Source organism: Streptomyces sp. NPDC006309 (assembly GCF_040613095.1).
GTDB lineage: Bacteria > Actinomycetota > Actinomycetes > Streptomycetales > Streptomycetaceae > Streptomyces.
Genome location: NZ_JBEXRO010000003.1, coordinates 1 through 14,862, shown reverse-complemented (window position 1 = coordinate 14,862; position 14,862 = coordinate 1). Strand labels below are relative to the sequence as shown.

At 75.2% G+C, this 14,862-nt stretch carries 10 protein-coding genes; 5 read left to right on the top strand and 5 right to left on the bottom strand.

The genetic code is table 11. The features are described from left to right. Positions 1–194 precede the first annotated feature (194 nt). Positions 195–950 (bottom strand): TIGR03089 family protein, encoded by a 756-nt coding sequence (locus ABZ117_RS04855; RefSeq protein WP_356817426.1) that lies wholly within the window; start codon positions 948–950, stop codon positions 195–197. Positions 951–1,078: 128 nt separating this feature from the next. Between ABZ117_RS04855 and ABZ117_RS04850 the strand changes: the two genes are divergently transcribed. Both ABZ117_RS04850 and ABZ117_RS04845 read left to right on the top strand, forming a co-directional pair. Beyond that, positions 1,079–2,470 carry a peptidoglycan recognition protein gene (locus ABZ117_RS04850; protein ID WP_356817424.1) on the top strand — a complete coding sequence of 464 codons (1,392 nt, stop codon included), beginning with the start codon at positions 1,079–1,081 and terminating at the stop codon, positions 2,468–2,470. Between the two features lie 189 nt (positions 2,471–2,659). Beyond that, on the top strand, positions 2,660–3,742 hold the full coding sequence (locus ABZ117_RS04845) for an NDP-sugar synthase (protein ID WP_356817422.1): 1,083 nt from the start codon (positions 2,660–2,662) through the stop codon (positions 3,740–3,742). A gap of 347 nt (positions 3,743–4,089) precedes the next feature. Here ABZ117_RS04845 and ABZ117_RS04840 read toward each other — a convergent pair whose 3' ends face one another. The 4 genes from ABZ117_RS04840 to ABZ117_RS04825 form a co-directional block, all read right to left on the bottom strand. Beyond that, on the bottom strand, positions 4,090–5,112 hold the full coding sequence (locus ABZ117_RS04840; RefSeq protein WP_356817420.1) for a DNA-3-methyladenine glycosylase 2 family protein: 1,023 nt from the start codon (positions 5,110–5,112) through the stop codon (positions 4,090–4,092). A gap of 57 nt (positions 5,113–5,169) precedes the next feature. Continuing rightward, a complete protein-coding gene (locus ABZ117_RS04835) occupies positions 5,170–6,534 on the bottom strand; it encodes a coenzyme F420-0:L-glutamate ligase (protein ID WP_356817418.1) in 1,365 nt (454 codons plus the stop codon). Further along, complete coding sequence (cofD, locus tag ABZ117_RS04830) at positions 6,531–7,514, bottom strand: 2-phospho-L-lactate transferase (protein WP_356817416.1); 984 nt, start codon at positions 7,512–7,514, stop codon at positions 6,531–6,533. The genes ABZ117_RS04835 and cofD overlap by 4 nt, the downstream gene beginning before the upstream one ends. Positions 7,515–7,621: 107 nt before the next feature. Beyond that, on the bottom strand, positions 7,622–8,152 hold the full coding sequence (locus ABZ117_RS04825) for a cysteine dioxygenase family protein (RefSeq protein ID WP_356817415.1): 531 nt from the start codon (positions 8,150–8,152) through the stop codon (positions 7,622–7,624). Between the two features lie 688 nt (positions 8,153–8,840). Between ABZ117_RS04825 and ABZ117_RS04820 the strand changes: the two genes are divergently transcribed. The 3 genes from ABZ117_RS04820 (at position 8,841) to ABZ117_RS04810 (ending at position 14,546) form a co-directional block, all read left to right on the top strand. Continuing rightward, a complete protein-coding gene (locus ABZ117_RS04820) occupies positions 8,841–9,104 on the top strand; it encodes a WhiB family transcriptional regulator (RefSeq protein ID WP_003975777.1) in 264 nt (87 codons plus the stop codon). Between the two features lie 235 nt (positions 9,105–9,339). Then, positions 9,340–13,056: a glycosyltransferase family 2 protein gene (locus ABZ117_RS04815; RefSeq protein WP_356817413.1), complete on the top strand. Its 3,717-nt coding sequence runs from the start codon at positions 9,340–9,342 to the stop codon at positions 13,054–13,056. Next, complete coding sequence (locus ABZ117_RS04810) at positions 13,053–14,546, top strand: DUF5719 family protein (RefSeq protein WP_356817411.1); 1,494 nt, start codon at positions 13,053–13,055, stop codon at positions 14,544–14,546. Before ABZ117_RS04815 ends, ABZ117_RS04810 begins: the two co-directional genes overlap by 4 nt. The last annotated feature ends 316 nt before the right edge of the window (positions 14,547–14,862 follow it).

The following is a 14,862-nucleotide window of genomic DNA, read 5'->3' as shown; positions in this document are numbered from 1 at the left end:
GTCCGAGCGGTGGGGGTCCGGGGTCTGCCGTCCGGGGTCCGGGGTCTGCGGGTCTGCCGTCCGAGCGGTGGGGGTCCGGGGTCTGCCGTCCGGGGTCCGCGGTCTGCGGGTCCGCCGTCCGAGCGGTCGGCGTCGTCCCGGTGGTCGCCGTCCTCGCGGCCACGGTGCCGGCCTTCGCGGCCGGCCTCCCGGGCCTACCGCCGGACCGCCGTCACCCTCTCGCTCCGCACCCGCTCCGCGAGACGGTCCTCGTCCACACGTTCCAGATGCCGGCACAGCACCACCGACCCCCCGACGGCCAGCGGCGCGTACAGCCCGGCGCTTAGCCCCTCCCAGGTGTCGTACGGCAGCCCCGACAGCAGTCGCGCCCCCGGCCCCGTCAGATCCAGCGACGGCGCCTGCGCCGAGGCCCGCTCGACCACCTCGGCCGCGCTGAACTCCCGCCCGGCGACGATGAGCGCCGGCTCCTCCGGATCCACCGGCGCGAACGGAGCGAACCGGTCCCCCTGCCCCGGCACCTCCACCGCGTAGTCGGCGAAGCCCTCCGGCGTCCGCGGGAACCGCCCGCCCAGGGGCCGCAGCGCCAGCGCCACCCGCTCACCCCGGCAGGCCCGCGCGGCCTCCAGGGAGTCGGGTCCGCTGACGACGACGTCGGCCGCCGCCGGATCCCCCGCGACGTCCGCGACCGCGCCCACCGAGGAACACGCCAGCAGCCACACCGCCGTCTGCCAGTGCGCGGGCAGGAGCAGCGCGACCCGGTCACCGGGCCCGGCGGCGAGGTCGCCCTGAAGGAGGTTGGCGGTCTTGGCCACCCAATTGGCGAAGGTGGCCACGGACAGTTCGACGCGTTCGCCCGTGGCGTCGTCGTAGAAGGTCACCAGCGGGCGGCCGGGGTCCGCGGCGAGCGCGGAAGTCAGCAGGTCGGCAGGGGTGCGATCGGTGGCGTTCACCCGGCACAGGGTACGCGCGGGCCGGTGCGCGCACCTCGTGCCGAGGCCACCGGTCCGGTGGAACGGCCCACGGCGGCCCGGCAGTTCCCCGATGGACAGACGTGTACGGACATGTCCACGATCAGCCCATGCGTGGACTCCTCACCTCCCCCTCCGGCGTCTCCCCGCTCGCCGTCCGCTCGATCGGCCTCACCTGCGCCGCGGTCGTCGCCCTCGCGCCGGCGCCGCCCGCGACCGCCGTGTCCGGGCGGATACCGGGGGCCGCCGGCGCCGGCGGACTCACCGGGGCCGCGATCCCGGGCAGCACCCGGTCGCTGCCCCTGGTGCCGCTCACCCGCGAGCGCGTCCACGGCACGGCCCCCCAACAGGGGCTGTACCGCGCGCACCTCGGCCGTTTCGCGCTGGCCGGGGTCGTCTGGGACGACCCGGACACCGCGCTGCGCGGACGGGTCCAGGTGCGGACGCGCTCCGTCGCGACGGGGAAGTGGTCCGGCTGGCAGGACGTCGAGGCGCACAACGCCGACCACGGCGCCGACCCGGGTACGGCCGAACGCTCCGCCCGCGGGGCCACCGCTCCGCTGTGGGTGGGCGACTCGGACGGCGTCGACGTACGGGTGAGCGCCGGAAGTTCCGGCACCGGGGGCGCCCGGGGCGGGCGTGCCGGAGCGTCGCGGTCCGTCCTGCCGCCGGGACTGCGCCTGGAACTGGTCGACCCCGGAAAGGAGAAGGGCGGGCCGGGGAACCCGGGGGAGCCGCTGCCCGGCTCGCCGCGCACCGCCCCCGGCACGGAGGTCGCGCCGCCCGCCTCCGCCGCCGGCATCACCCGGTCCGGCGCCACCGCGATCCCGGAGCTGGACCGGCGGGACACCGAACGGGAACTGACCCGCCTGAAGGGACCCACGCGGGCGAAACCGTACGTCGGGCCGCGCCCGCGGATCGTCACGCGCCGGGGCTGGGGCGCGGACGAGTCGCTGCGCCGCCGCGGGTCCGTCTACACGAAGAAGGTCAAGGCGGCCTTCGTCCACCACACCGCCTCGGGCAACCGGTACACCTGCGCCCAGGCCCCCGCCGTCGTCCGCGGCATCTACCGCTACCACGTCCGGAGCATGGGCTGGCGGGACATCGGCTACAACTTCCTCGTCGACAAGTGCGGAACCCTCTACGAGGGCCGGGCCGGCGGCGTCGCCAAGGCGGTCCTCGGCGCGCACACCCTCGGGTTCAACAGCGACAGCCTGGGCATCGCCGTGATCGGCTCGTACGGCGCGAGCAGGCCGTCGAGCGCCGCGGTGAGGGCCGTCGCCCGGCTGACCGCCTGGAAATTCGGGCTCTACGGCGGCAATCCGCGCGGAAAGACCTCGCTCACCTCGGGCGGCGGCAACCGCTACCCCCGGGGCAGGACCGTACGGCTCCACGTGATCTCCGGGCACCGGGACGGATTCGCCACCGAGTGCCCCGGCAAACGCCTCTACGGCAAGCTCGGCACGGCCCGCTCCAGCGCGGCCCGCTACCAGGGACGCTGAGGCCGGAGCCGGCGGGGGAGGGGCGGCCGAGGTCCCCGACCGGGGGTCGGCCGGGGGAAACCGCGCGCCGATCCGGCGGGACTCCGCGCGGCCACCGCGAGTGTCACCGCCCGGTCTGCATACACTGACCGGCCGAAACGACAGTCGACGAGTGGTGCGGCCGGACCCGGCAGGAAGCAGAGACGACAGGTGACAGAAGCGATCCTCCTGGTCGGCGGCAAGGGCACGCGGCTGCGGCCGCTCACCGTGCACACGCCCAAACCGATGGTCCCGGCCGCCGGGGTTCCGTTCCTCACCCACCAGCTGGCCCGGGCGAGGGCGGCGGGCGTCGAGCACATCGTCCTCGCCACCAGCTATCTCGCCGAGGTGTTCGAACCGTACTTCGGCGACGGCTCCGCGCTGGGCCTGCACCTGGAGTACGTCACCGAGGAGGAACCCCTCGGCACCGGCGGCGCCCTCCGCAACGTCGCCTCCCGCCTGCGCTCCGGCCCCGACGACCCGGTCCTGGTCTTCAACGGCGACATCCTGACCGGCCTGGACATCAGGGCCCTCGTCCGCACGCACGAATCGACGGGCGCGGACGTCTCCCTGCACCTGACGAAGGTGACCGACCCGCGGGCCTACGGTCTCGTCCCCACGGACGCGACCGGCCGCGTCCAGGCCTTCCTGGAGAAGCCGCAGACCCCCGAGGAGATCGTCACCGACCAGATCAACGCGGGGGCGTACGTCTTCCGCCGCTCGGTCATCGACGCGATCCCGGCGGGCCGCCCCGTCTCCGTCGAACGCGAGACCTTCCCCGGGCTGCTGGCCGCCGGCGCCCACCTCCAGGGCATGGTCGACTCCACCTACTGGCTGGACCTCGGCACCCCCGTCGCGTTCGTACGCGGCTCGGCCGATCTGGTCCTCGGCCGCGCGCCGTCCCCGGCCGTCCCCGGCCGCCGCGGCGACCGCCTGATCCTCCCCACGGCCACCGTCGCGCCGGACGCGAAACTGACCGGCGGCACGGTGGTCGGCGAGGGCGCGTACGTCGCACCGGGCGCGCGGGTCTCCGGCTCGGCCATCCTCCCCGGCGCCGTCATCGAACCCGGCGCCGTCATCACCGACTCCCTCATCGGCGCCCGGGCCCGCGTCGGCGAACGCTCCGTCCTCACCGGCACGGTCATCGGCGACGGCGCGGTCGTGGGCGCCGACAACGAACTGCGCGAGGGAGCACGCGTCTGGTGCGACGCCCGCATCCCCCCGGCCGCCCTCCGCTTCTCCCCCGACCAGTAACCACCGCCCCCATCGGCCTCCGCCGCCACCCCGGCTCCAACCAACCGCCCCCCACCGGCACACCTGCCCCAGCTGCGGGCAGTCGTGCCGCTGGGGCGGCACGGGTGGGCGCAGCGGCACCCGGCCAGCGCCGGCGAGCGTCCCCACCTGTTGTCCGGCGGCGCCTGGCCGGTACAGGCGAGCGTCCCTACGGGGTGTCCGGCGGCGCCTGGCCGGTTCAGGCGAGCGTCCCTACGGGGTGTCCGGCGGCGCCTGGCCGGTTCAGGCGAGCGTCTCCACGCGGCGCCCGGCGGCAGTCCCCGGCGCCCGACGGCCCCCCGACGCCCGGCGGCAGCGTCCCGGCCCCCTCACCACAACCCGATATCCACCCGAGGCATCTTCGGCACCCGCCGCCCCGGCACGCACCCGCTCAGCAGAATCAGCCGAGCCGCCCGGTGCCGCTGCCCGGCATACGGCTCCAGCAGCCGCAGCATCACGGAGTCGTCCGCGTCCCGGTCCCCGGCCAGCGCCCACCCCACGATCCCCGGCAGATGCAGATCGCCCACCGTCACCGCGTCCGCCGCCCCGTGACTGCGCTGCACCACCTCGGCCGACGTCCACGGCCCCACCCCCGGCACGACCTCCAACCGCGCGCGAGCGGCCTCCGCGGGCATCGCGACCGCCTGCTCCAGCCGCGCGGCGACCCGCACGGCCCGCAGGATCGTGGAGGCCCGCTTGTCGTCGACCCCGGCCCGGTGCCACTCCCAGGAGGGAATCAGCGCCCACGTCCGAGGCGCGGGCATGACGGACATCGGCCGTTCCCCCACCCCCGCGGGTCCCGGCGCGGGCTCCCCGAACCGCCGTACGAGCAGCCGCCACGCCCGGTACGCCTCGTCCGCGGTGACCTTCTGTTCCAGCACGGACGGGATCAGCGACTCCAGTACCAGCCCGGTCCGGGTCAGCCGCAGCCCCGGCCGCCGGTGCCGCGCCAGCGCCACCACCCGGTGCCGCGGCACGAACGCGCCGGGGTCGTCGGCGGCACCGAGCAGTTCCGGCAGCTGCTCCAGCAGCCACTCGGCTCCGGGCCCCCACGCCTCACCGAGCACCTCACCGCCGTACGCGCGCACCCGCAGCGTGCCCGGCCCGGCGGGCGTACGGGCGGCCCGCCACACGGACCCGTCCGCCGTGGCCCGGAACGTCGGGTCGGCGGGCCCGCGCCGGAGCGGTCCGAGGACCAGCCCGAGGTCGACGGGCCCGTCCGGCACCCACCGCCGTACCCGCGCCGGCGCGCTCACCTGCCGCGGCACCCCGGCCCCGGCGCCCGCGGGTACGGCGGCATGCCCGCCGCGTACGGTCGTACGCGTGGGGCGCTGGGGAAAACGTCCTGCCACTGGGGGGTCCTAGAGCTGCCGGGGCTGTCCTAAGAGACTAGGCGGTGTCCGGCCCGCTCACCGCACCTCGAGGAACGCCCCCGCGTCCCGCTGCGGACGCGGGGCGGGCTCCCCGGCCGGATGGCCGACCGCCACCGCGCCCATCGGGTCCCAGCCCGCCGGCAGTTCCAGCACCTCGCGCACCACGTCGCGGCAGAACATCGTGGACGACACCCACGCTGAGCCCAGCCGTTCCCCGGCCAGCGCAACCAGCAGGTTCTGCACGCCCGCGCCCATGGCGACGACGAACATCTCCCGTTCGGCGCCGTCCCGCCGCGCGTCCCCGTACGTGTGCGAGCCGTCCATGACGAGGCACGGCACGACGAGACAGGGCGCGTTGCGGAGCACGTCCCCGCGCCGGACCCGCCGGGCGACGGACTCCTCGCTCTTGCCGTCCCGGCGCAGGTCGGCCACCCAGGCGTCGCGCATCGCGTCCAGCAGCCGGGTCCGGGACTCCGCAGACTCCAGCAGCACGAACCGCCACGGCGTGGTGTGGTGCGGGGCGGGCGCGGTGACCGCCGCGGCCACCGCGCGGCGTACCGCGCCGGGGTCGACGGGCTCGTCGGTGAACGCCCGGACCGTGCGCCGCTGGGTCACCGCCTCCCGGACCGCCTCGGAGGTGCCGAGCCGGAACATGTCGTCCCGCGCGGTGCGCACCAGCGCCCGCGCGCCTTCGGCACCCTCCCCGCTCCCGGCACCGTCCTGGCCGCCCGTGCCGTCCCGGGCGGCGGTCACCAGGTGCGGCAGGCCGCGCACCACGGCCACGGGCCGGCCGGCCGTCTTGCCCTTGACCAGGTCACCGGCGGCGGCCAGCTCGTCCGCCGTGGCGACGACGGTCGCGTTGAGCGGGTTGCCGTGCGCGTCGGTGCCGCCGCGCAGGTCGTCCAGCACGCGCACACCGGCCGCGCCGATGGCCACGTCCGTCAGCCCGGCGCGCCAGGGTCGCCCGAAGGTGTCGGTGACGACGACACCGACGTTGACGCCGAGGGTGTCGCGCAGGCCGGCGCGGATCGCGCGCGCGGACGCGTCCGGGTCCTCGGGCAGCAACAGCACCGTCCCGGCGGGGGTGTTGGAGGCGTCGACCCCGGCGGCGGCCATGACCAGGCCCTGCCGGTTCTCCACGATGCGGAGCGGGCCGCGCCGGGCCACGACCCGGACCGTCTCGGCGTCGATCGCGGCCTCCCGGTCGGCCGCCCGGACGACCCGGCCCTCGGCCTTGGACACGATCTTGGAGGTGACGAGCAGCACGTCCCCGTCGGCCAGGCGCGGCTCGGCCGCGGCGATCAGCTTGGCCAGGTCGTCGCCCGGCTGCACCTCGGGGATGCCCGGCAGGGCCCGGACCGAGTACTCCGGGCGCTCCTGCGCGGGCCGCTCCTCGCTCACGCTCCCCGCACCTCCTCGGCCAGCGCCAGCGCCTCCCGTGCCATCTGCGCGGTCGCGTCCGGGCCGGTCATCATCAGGGGCACGGCCCGGCAGCGGATGCCGTCGGCCTCGACCCGCTCCACCACGCCGGCGTCCACGGTGTCGACCAGCCAGCCGTCCAGCAGGCCGGAACCGTAGTGCTCGGCGACCGCGGCGGCCGTGGACTCCACGCCGACCGCGGCGAGCACCTTGTCGGCCATCCCGCGCACGGGCGCGTCCCCGACGATGGGGGACAGGCCGACCACGGGCACGCCCGCGTCGGCGATGGCCTCGCGGATGCCGGGCACGGCCAGGATCGTGCCGATGGACACGACCGGGTTGGACGGCGGGAAGAGGATGACGTCCGCAGCGGCGATGGCCTCCAGGACGCCCGGGGCCGGCTCGGCCTGCTCCGCGCCGACCGGGACGACGGCCTCGGCCGGGACGGAGGCGCGCAGCCGCACCCAGTACTCCTGGAAGTGGATCACCTTGCGTTCACCCTCGCCCGCGGCGGAGCCGCTGCCGGGCAGGGTGACGGCCACGTGCGTCTCGACGCGGTCGTCGGTCATCGGGATCAGTTTCACGCCCGGCTGCCAGCGCTCGCACAGCGCCTCGGTGACCGCGCTCAGCGGGTAGCCGGCGCCGAGCATCTGCGTCCGCACGATGTGCGTGGCGAAGTCCCGGTCGCCCAGCCCGAACCACTCGGGCCCGACGCCGTAGGCCGCCAGTTCCTCCTTCAGGTGGAAGGTCTCGTCGGCCCGCCCCCACCCCTGCTCCTCGTTGATGCCGCCGCCCAGCGTGTACATCACCGTGTCGAGGTCCGGGCAGACCTTCAGCCCGAAGAGATGGATGTCGTCGCCGGTGTTGCCGATGACCGTGACGTCCGCGTCCGGCGCGGCCCGCTTCAGACCACGCAGGAAACGGGCACCACCGATGCCGCCTGCCAGAACCACAATGCGCATGGGGCAAGTCTCGCAGGCGGGTACGACAACGCGTCAGGCAGTCACCGGACGCGGCGCCGGCGGATTCCGGGCAGCCGGGTTCCCGGCGGCCGGGTTCCGGCCGGGTGTCAGGCAGTCACCGGACGCGGCCCGGTGCGCGCCTCGCAGTGGGGGGAGCCGTGCATCGGCATCTCGGTCAGCCCCGGGAAGTACACGTGCAGGCTGACGGCCGGCTCCAGCGTGTCGTTGACGACCTCGTGGACGTAACCGGGGGCGAACACCCGTCCCCACTCCCCGCCGCCCCCGTGCGGCGTGCCCGCCGTCAGCGCGCGCGTGCCGTGCTCGGTGCGCTCGGTGAGGGTGCCCTCCAGGACGGTCAGCACACCGGAGGAGCGGCCGTGGTCGTGCCGCCCGCTGCCCTGTCCGGGCACCCAGGACAGCAGCCACACCTCGTAGCCGGGGCCGGTGCGCAGCCGGTGGTACCAGCGGGTGGTGGCGTCGTAGCGGACGAGGTGCGCCCACTGGGCGCGGTCGGCGGCGATCGAGCGCGCGAGTCCCGCGAATTCGGCGATGGTGGCCGGGTGCTCGCGCGGCGGCTGGAGCAGGTGCGGGACTTCGAGGATGTCGCCGGCGATCTGGAGGTCGTTGTCGCTGTTCATCGGGGTGCGGTGGTCCTCGGCGAAAGAGTGGGGGGCTGGAGCTGGGGCGTGGAGCCGGGTGACGCGTGCGGTCCGCCCGGGTCACGGGCGGGCGGGTGCCCCGGTGCGGGATCACGGAGCGGGGAACGCGGCCGAGCCGGGATGGACTCGGGGACAGCCGGAGCGGGCTGGGCTCAACAGCTGGGACAGCAACAACAGCTACAGCGCGCGCGGGCGGCACCGAGGGACCCGGCGGAGCGGGTCGAGGCGGGTGCCGAGTTCGCGAGCATGCCCACTAGGACACCGGTTCACACCGGCACTGTCAACTCGTCGCCCGGTATGTGGGACATGTTTCACCTCATCCGGTTCTTCTGACAGGTGAAAGGTTTGTTCACCGGGATGCCGGGACACATGGGGCACATCCGAGCGCGCGAGCTTCACGGAACGCGATCGAACACGGGGACGTCCTTCTCCGTACAGACAGGTGTACGGGGTTTCGGCCACCCCGTGGGTCCCGTCTGCGTGTCAAGGTTTAGGCCGATTTGAACACTTTCCGCACGGCCTTGGTTCCGCAGAGTGAATAACGGGCCCAATAGCAGATCTCGGCTTGACTCGCCCGGAGCAGCACACTTGTAATTTCACTCGTGTCGTTCAGCCGGAATCGGTAACGGCCACGCACGGGGACGTGAAAGACGGACGAGGGGCGCACATGACCGAGCTGGTGCAGCAACTGCTGGTCGACGACGCGGACGAGGAACTCGGCTGGCAGGAGCGCGCGCTGTGCGCCCAGACCGACCCCGAGTCCTTCTTCCCCGAGAAGGGCGGCTCCACGAGAGAGGCCAAAAAGGTCTGTCTCGCCTGCGAGGTCCGCTCCGAGTGCCTCGAGTACGCCCTCGCCAACGACGAGCGCTTCGGCATCTGGGGCGGCCTGTCCGAGCGGGAACGCCGCCGGCTGAAGAAGGCCGCCGTCTGAGCACAGCCGCACGCGTACGGCCGAACGCGCACAGCCGTACGCGGATGCGCACACGCACGCGTACACACGGGAGCGTCACGAACGGCCCGGCGCCGGTGGGTTGTCCACAGGCGGCGGGCCGTCGTCATGGCCAGCCGATAGTGTGGTCGCTCGTCCGAGACGCCCCGCCGTCCCCTCGACGCACGAGGAGGCGCGGGCGTCCACCGCAGTCCATCGAACCGGGGCCCGTACCTCGATGTCCGTGCACAGCCATACGGCGGCCCAAGACGGCACCGCCACCCCTGAGTTCCCGCGCCATGTGGTGACCGCGGTCCTCGTCTCCCACGACGGCGCCCGCTGGCTGCCCGACGCGCTCGCCGGGCTGCTCGGCCAGGAGCGCCCCGTGCAGTACGCGGTGGCCGCCGACACCGGCAGCGCCGACGGCTCCGCCCAGCTGCTCACCGACGCCCTCGGCGACGCAAACGTGCTGCACCTCGCCCGCCGTACCGGCTTCGGCCAGGCCGTGGAGGAGGCGAGCCGCACCGCGCCCGTCCTCACCCCGGAGGATCTGCCGTACCTCAAGCGCCCCAGCGGCTGGGACCCGGTCACGCGCAGCTGGCGCGACGATGCCTACGACCTGCCCGAACTGCCGCACGGCGAACCCGTGCAGTGGCTGTGGCTGCTGCACGACGACTGCGCGCCCGAACCCGACGCCCTCGCCCAGCTCCTGCGGGTCGTCGACACCGAACTCGAACTCGGCCGCGACGACGTCGCGGTCGTCGGCCCCAAGCTGCGCGGCTGGTACGACCGCCGCCAGCTGCTGGAGGTCGGCGTCACCCTCGCCAACTCCGGCCGCCGCTGGACCGGCCTGGACCGCCGCGAACAGGACCAGGGCCAGCACGACCACGTCCGCACCGTGCTGTCCGTCTCCACCGCCGGCATGCTCGTCCGCCGCGACGTCTACGAACAGCTCGGCGGCTTCGACCGCCGGCTGCCCCTGATGCGCGACGACGTCGACCTGTGCTGGCGCGCCCACACCGCCGGCCACCGCGTCCTGGTCGCCCCCGACGCGGTCGTCCGGCACGCCGAGGCCGCCTCCCGGGAGCGCCGCGCCGTCGACTGCGCGGGCCGCACCACCGCCTCCCCGCACAAGGTCGACAAGGCCGGCGCCGTCTACACCCTCCTCGTCAACACCCGTACGGCAGCGCTGCCCTGGGTGCTGACGCGGATCGTCCTCGGCACCGTCCTGCGGACCCTCGCCTACCTCGTCGGCAAGGTCCCCGGACAGGCCCTCGACGAGATCCGCGGCCTGCTGAGCACCCTGCTGCGCCCCGAGCGGATCATCGCCGCCCGGCGCCGCCGCGGCCCCGCGAAGACCGACAAGGGCGAACTGCGCGCCCTGTTCCCGCCGCCGGGCGCCACCGTCCGGGCCACCGTGGAACAGCTCGCGGGCCACTTCACCAGCGACTCCGACATCGACACCACCTCGGCCGGCCGGCACGGCGGTGCCGTGGAGTCCGGGCCCGGCGGCGACGACGCCGACTTCCTCGAGGTCGAGCAGTTCGCCCGGCTCCGGCGGATCGCCCGCCGGCCCGGCCCGGTGCTCTTCCTCGCCCTGCTGTTCGTCTCCCTCGCCGCCTGCCGCGCCCTGCTCGGCGGCGGCGCGCTCGCCGGCGGCGCCCTGCTGCCGGCCCCGGCCGACGCCGGCGACCTGTGGTCCCGCTACCTGGACGCCTGGCACCCGGTCGGCTCCGGCGGCACCCCGGCCGCACCGCCCTACCTGGCCTTCGTCGCGGCCCTCGGCTCCCTCCTGTTCGGCTCCACCGGGCTCGCCGTCACCGTCCTGCTGGTCTGCTCGTTGCCGCTCGCCGGATGCACCGCCTACTTCGCGTCCCGCCCCCTGGTCACCTCCCGGCTGCTGCGCGCCTGGGCCGCCATCGGCTACGCCTTCCTGCCCGCCACCACCGGCGCCCTGGCCGGCGGCCACATCGGCACCGCCGTCCTCGCCGTCCTGCTCCCGCTCATCGCGCGCGCGGGCGTCGCCGCGAGCGGCCTCGCGCACCGCGCCGGCGCCCCCGGCAGCTGGCGAGCCACCTGGGCGTACGCGCTGCTGCTGAGCATCGCCACCGCCTTCACGCCGATCGTCTGGCCCGTCGCGCTGGTCCTCGGCCTCGGCGTACTCGCCCTGCGCCGCCGCGACCTCGTCGCCCACGGCCTGCGCTTCCTCGTCCAGCTCGGCACCCCGCTGCTCGTCCTCGCGCCCTGGTCGCTGACCCTCCTGCCGGCCGGTTTCTTCCGCGAGGCCGGCCTGGAGTACGGCCCCTCGGCGGCCTCCGCGCTGGATCTGCTCGGCGCCAGCCCCGGCGGCCCCGGCACCGTGCACGGCCTGATGCTCATCGGCATCGTGCTCGCCGCCCTCGCCGCCCTCCTGCGCTCCGAACGGCAGCTCGGCATCCGTAGCGCCTGGGCCGTCGCCCTCGTCGGCCTCGTGTCCGCCGTCCTGTCCAACCGCTCCGCCTGGGCCGGACCGGCCACCCTCGTCTACGGCATCGCCCTGCTGGCCGCCGCCGCCCTCGGCGCCGACGGCGCACGCGCGCGTGTGGCCGAGCAGAGCTTCGGCTGGCGTCAGCCCGTCGCCGCCCTGATCGCCTTCGCCTCGGCCGCCGGCCCGCTGCTCGTCGCCGCCGGCTGGATGATCCGCGGCGCCGACGGCCCCCTGGAGCGCCGCGACCCGTCACAGGTGCCCGCGTTCGTCGCCGAGGACTCCGCCACCGGCGACCGGGCCCGCACCCTGATCCTGGACAGCGACTCCACCGCGCGCGTGCGCTACACCCTGGTCCGCGGCTCCGGTGCCCGCATGGGGGACGCCGAACTCGCCGCCGCCGACGGTGAGAACGCCCGCCTGGACAAGGTGGTCGCCAACCTGGTCGCCGGCTCCGGCGCCGACCAGGCCGACGAACTCGGCGGCTTCGCCGTGCGCTACGTCCTCGTGCACCAGGGCGCCCCCCGCGACATCACCCGCGTGCTGGACGCCACCCCCGGCCTGTCCCGGCTCAGCCGGCAGAGCGGCAACGCCCTGTGGCGCGTCGACCAGGAGGTCTCCCGCGCGGCAATCGTGCCCGCCGCCGGCCCGGGCCGGCCGGTCGACGCGGGACCGGTGGAGATCCACACCACGATCCCCGCCGGCTCGGGCAGCCGCGTCCTGCGCCTGGCCGACAGCGCCGCCGACGGCTGGACGGCGACCCTGGACGGCAAGCCGCTCACCCCGACCACGGTCGACGGCTGGGCCCAGGGCTTCCGGCTGCCGTCCGCCGGCGGCAGGCTCGACGTCACCTACGACGCGCCGCTCGCCCACACCGCCTGGCTGTGGGCCCAGGGGGCGCTCGCCGTCGTCCTGGTCGTCCTCGCCCTGCCCGGCCGCCGCCGCGACGTCGACGACGACCTGCCCGAGGAGCGGCCCGTGCCCGCGCAGGCCGTCACCGGCGAGGGCCGCCGCGCCCGCCGCCTGCGCGCCCAGGCCGAGGAACCGCCCGCCGAGGACCTGCCCGCCGCGCCCGCACCCCCCGAGCAGCCCCCGGTGGCCGTACCCCACCAGCAGTCCTACGACGAGTGGAACCCGGCCACCTACGGCGACACCGGAGACGGCGGCTACGGCACCGACCCGTACCGCACCGCGACGGGCTACGACCAGCAGACGTACCAGCAGCCCGACCCCTACCAGGCGGCCCCCTACGACCCGTACGCCTACAACGACGGCGCCGACCAGCCCCCGTACGACCCGGCGGCGTACCAGCAGCAGGGCTACGACCAGGGGTACGCGCCAGCCTACGACCCCGCCCGGCAGGGCTACGACCCGGCCCAGGACCCCGCCCGGCAGGGTTACGACCCCGCCCAGGACCCCGCCCGGCAGGGTTACGACCCGGCCCATCCCCACGGCACCGGCAACGAGCGCCCCGACGGGAGCCAGCAGTGAACCGCACCACCCTGTCCCTGTTCGCAGGCACGGCCGCGCTGGCCGCCGTCACCGCGTTCGCCGCGGTCGCCACACCGGCCGCGTCCGGCGCCGCCGCCCCCCGGACAGCCGCCCGGCTGCCCGTCGAACGCACCGGCCTGCTGTGCCCGGCACCCAGCGACTCGGACATCGCCGACACGACGTACACGTCGTTCACCCCCGTCACCAAGGGCGCCGCGCACAACGGCACGGCGCGGCTCCGGACCGCCGACGGGGACGCGGCCGGGAGCGGGAAGGGCAAGGGCGGCAAGCAGAGCACCGGCCGGCCGGTGCTCACCCCGAAGGCGCCGGGCACGCCGGTCACCGGCGACACCTCCGGTGCCGCGCCCGCACTGGTCGGCACGGCGGACGGCGGCTTCGCCCCCGGCTGGACCCTCCAGGAGACCACCGAGGTCCCCGTCGGCACCGGCCGCGGCCTTCTGGGTGTCAACTGCACCGGCGCGGACACCGAGTTCTGGTTCCCGGGCGCCGCCACGGCCGCCGGCCGCACCGACTACGTCCACCTGACCAACCCCGACGACTCCGCCGCCGTCGTCGACATCGAGCTGTTCGGCAAAGACGGGGCGATCAAGTCCCCGCTGGGCGAGAACCTCACCGTCAAGCCGCACACCGGCAAGGCGTTCCTGCTCTCCACGCTCACCGACGAGCGGCAGGCCGACCTGACGCTGCACGTCGGCGTCCGCAGCGGGCGGGTCGGCGCGGCCGTGCAGGCCCTGGACGACAAGGCGGGCGGCGACTGGCTGGCCGCCGCCGCCGACCCGGCCGGCAGCCTGGTCCTGCCCGGCATCCCGAAGGACGCCACCGACGTCCGCCTCATCGCCTTCACACCCGGCGACGACGACGCCGACCTGAAGATCCGCCTGGCCTCGCCCGACGGCCTGATCACCCCGGCCGGGAACGAGACCCTGCACGTCAAGTCCGGCATGACCGGCGCGGTGGACCTCGGCGACGTCACCCGCGGCGAGGCCGGCTCCCTGGTCCTGACGCCCACCGGCCGGCCGGTCCCGGTCGTCGCGGCGCTCCAGGTCGTCCGGGGCAAGGGCGGCAACAAGGAAACGGCGTTCATCCCGGCCACCGCCCCCGTCGGCACGCGCGCGACGTCGGCCGACAACAGGGCGAAGGGCACGACCCTCGCCCTGACGGCCCCCACCGCCACGGCCACGGTCAAGGTCACCGCGTCGGCCGGCAGCGAGGGCGGAACGCCGGTCACCAGGACGTACACGGTGAAGTCCGGCACCACGCAGGACATCGCCGCCCCGGTCCCGGCCGGCCTGAAGGGCACGTACGCCCTCACGGTGGAGCCCACGTCCGGCGGCCCCGTCTACGCCGCGCGCACCCTCGCCGTCACCGGCACCGGCCTGCCCGCCTTCACCGTCCAGACCCTGCCGAACGACCACGGCACGGTGGCGGTCCCCCAGGCGGAGGAGGATCTGGCGATTCTCCAGAAGTAGGAGGCCGGGTCGGAGTACGCGAGCAGGCGGGCCCAGCCGAGCGGGTCGCCGCGGGCGGAAGCGGGGCAGGCGGCCGCAGGAAGGTGCCGCGGGAGTCCCGCGCCACCGCCTGAGGCGCCGACCAGGCCGAGCACCGGCGGGGGCACCCCGTCGGACGGCTAGGGTTCTTCGTCCGGATCATGCCAGGGCCCGCGAGCCCGGCGTGATCCGGACGACAGACCCTAGGTTCTGTCCGGCGGATCATGTGACTGTCGGATCCTTTGCTCGTTGTGCCCTGCATGGGGCGGGGTGATCTGACCAATGCCGAATGGGTTCG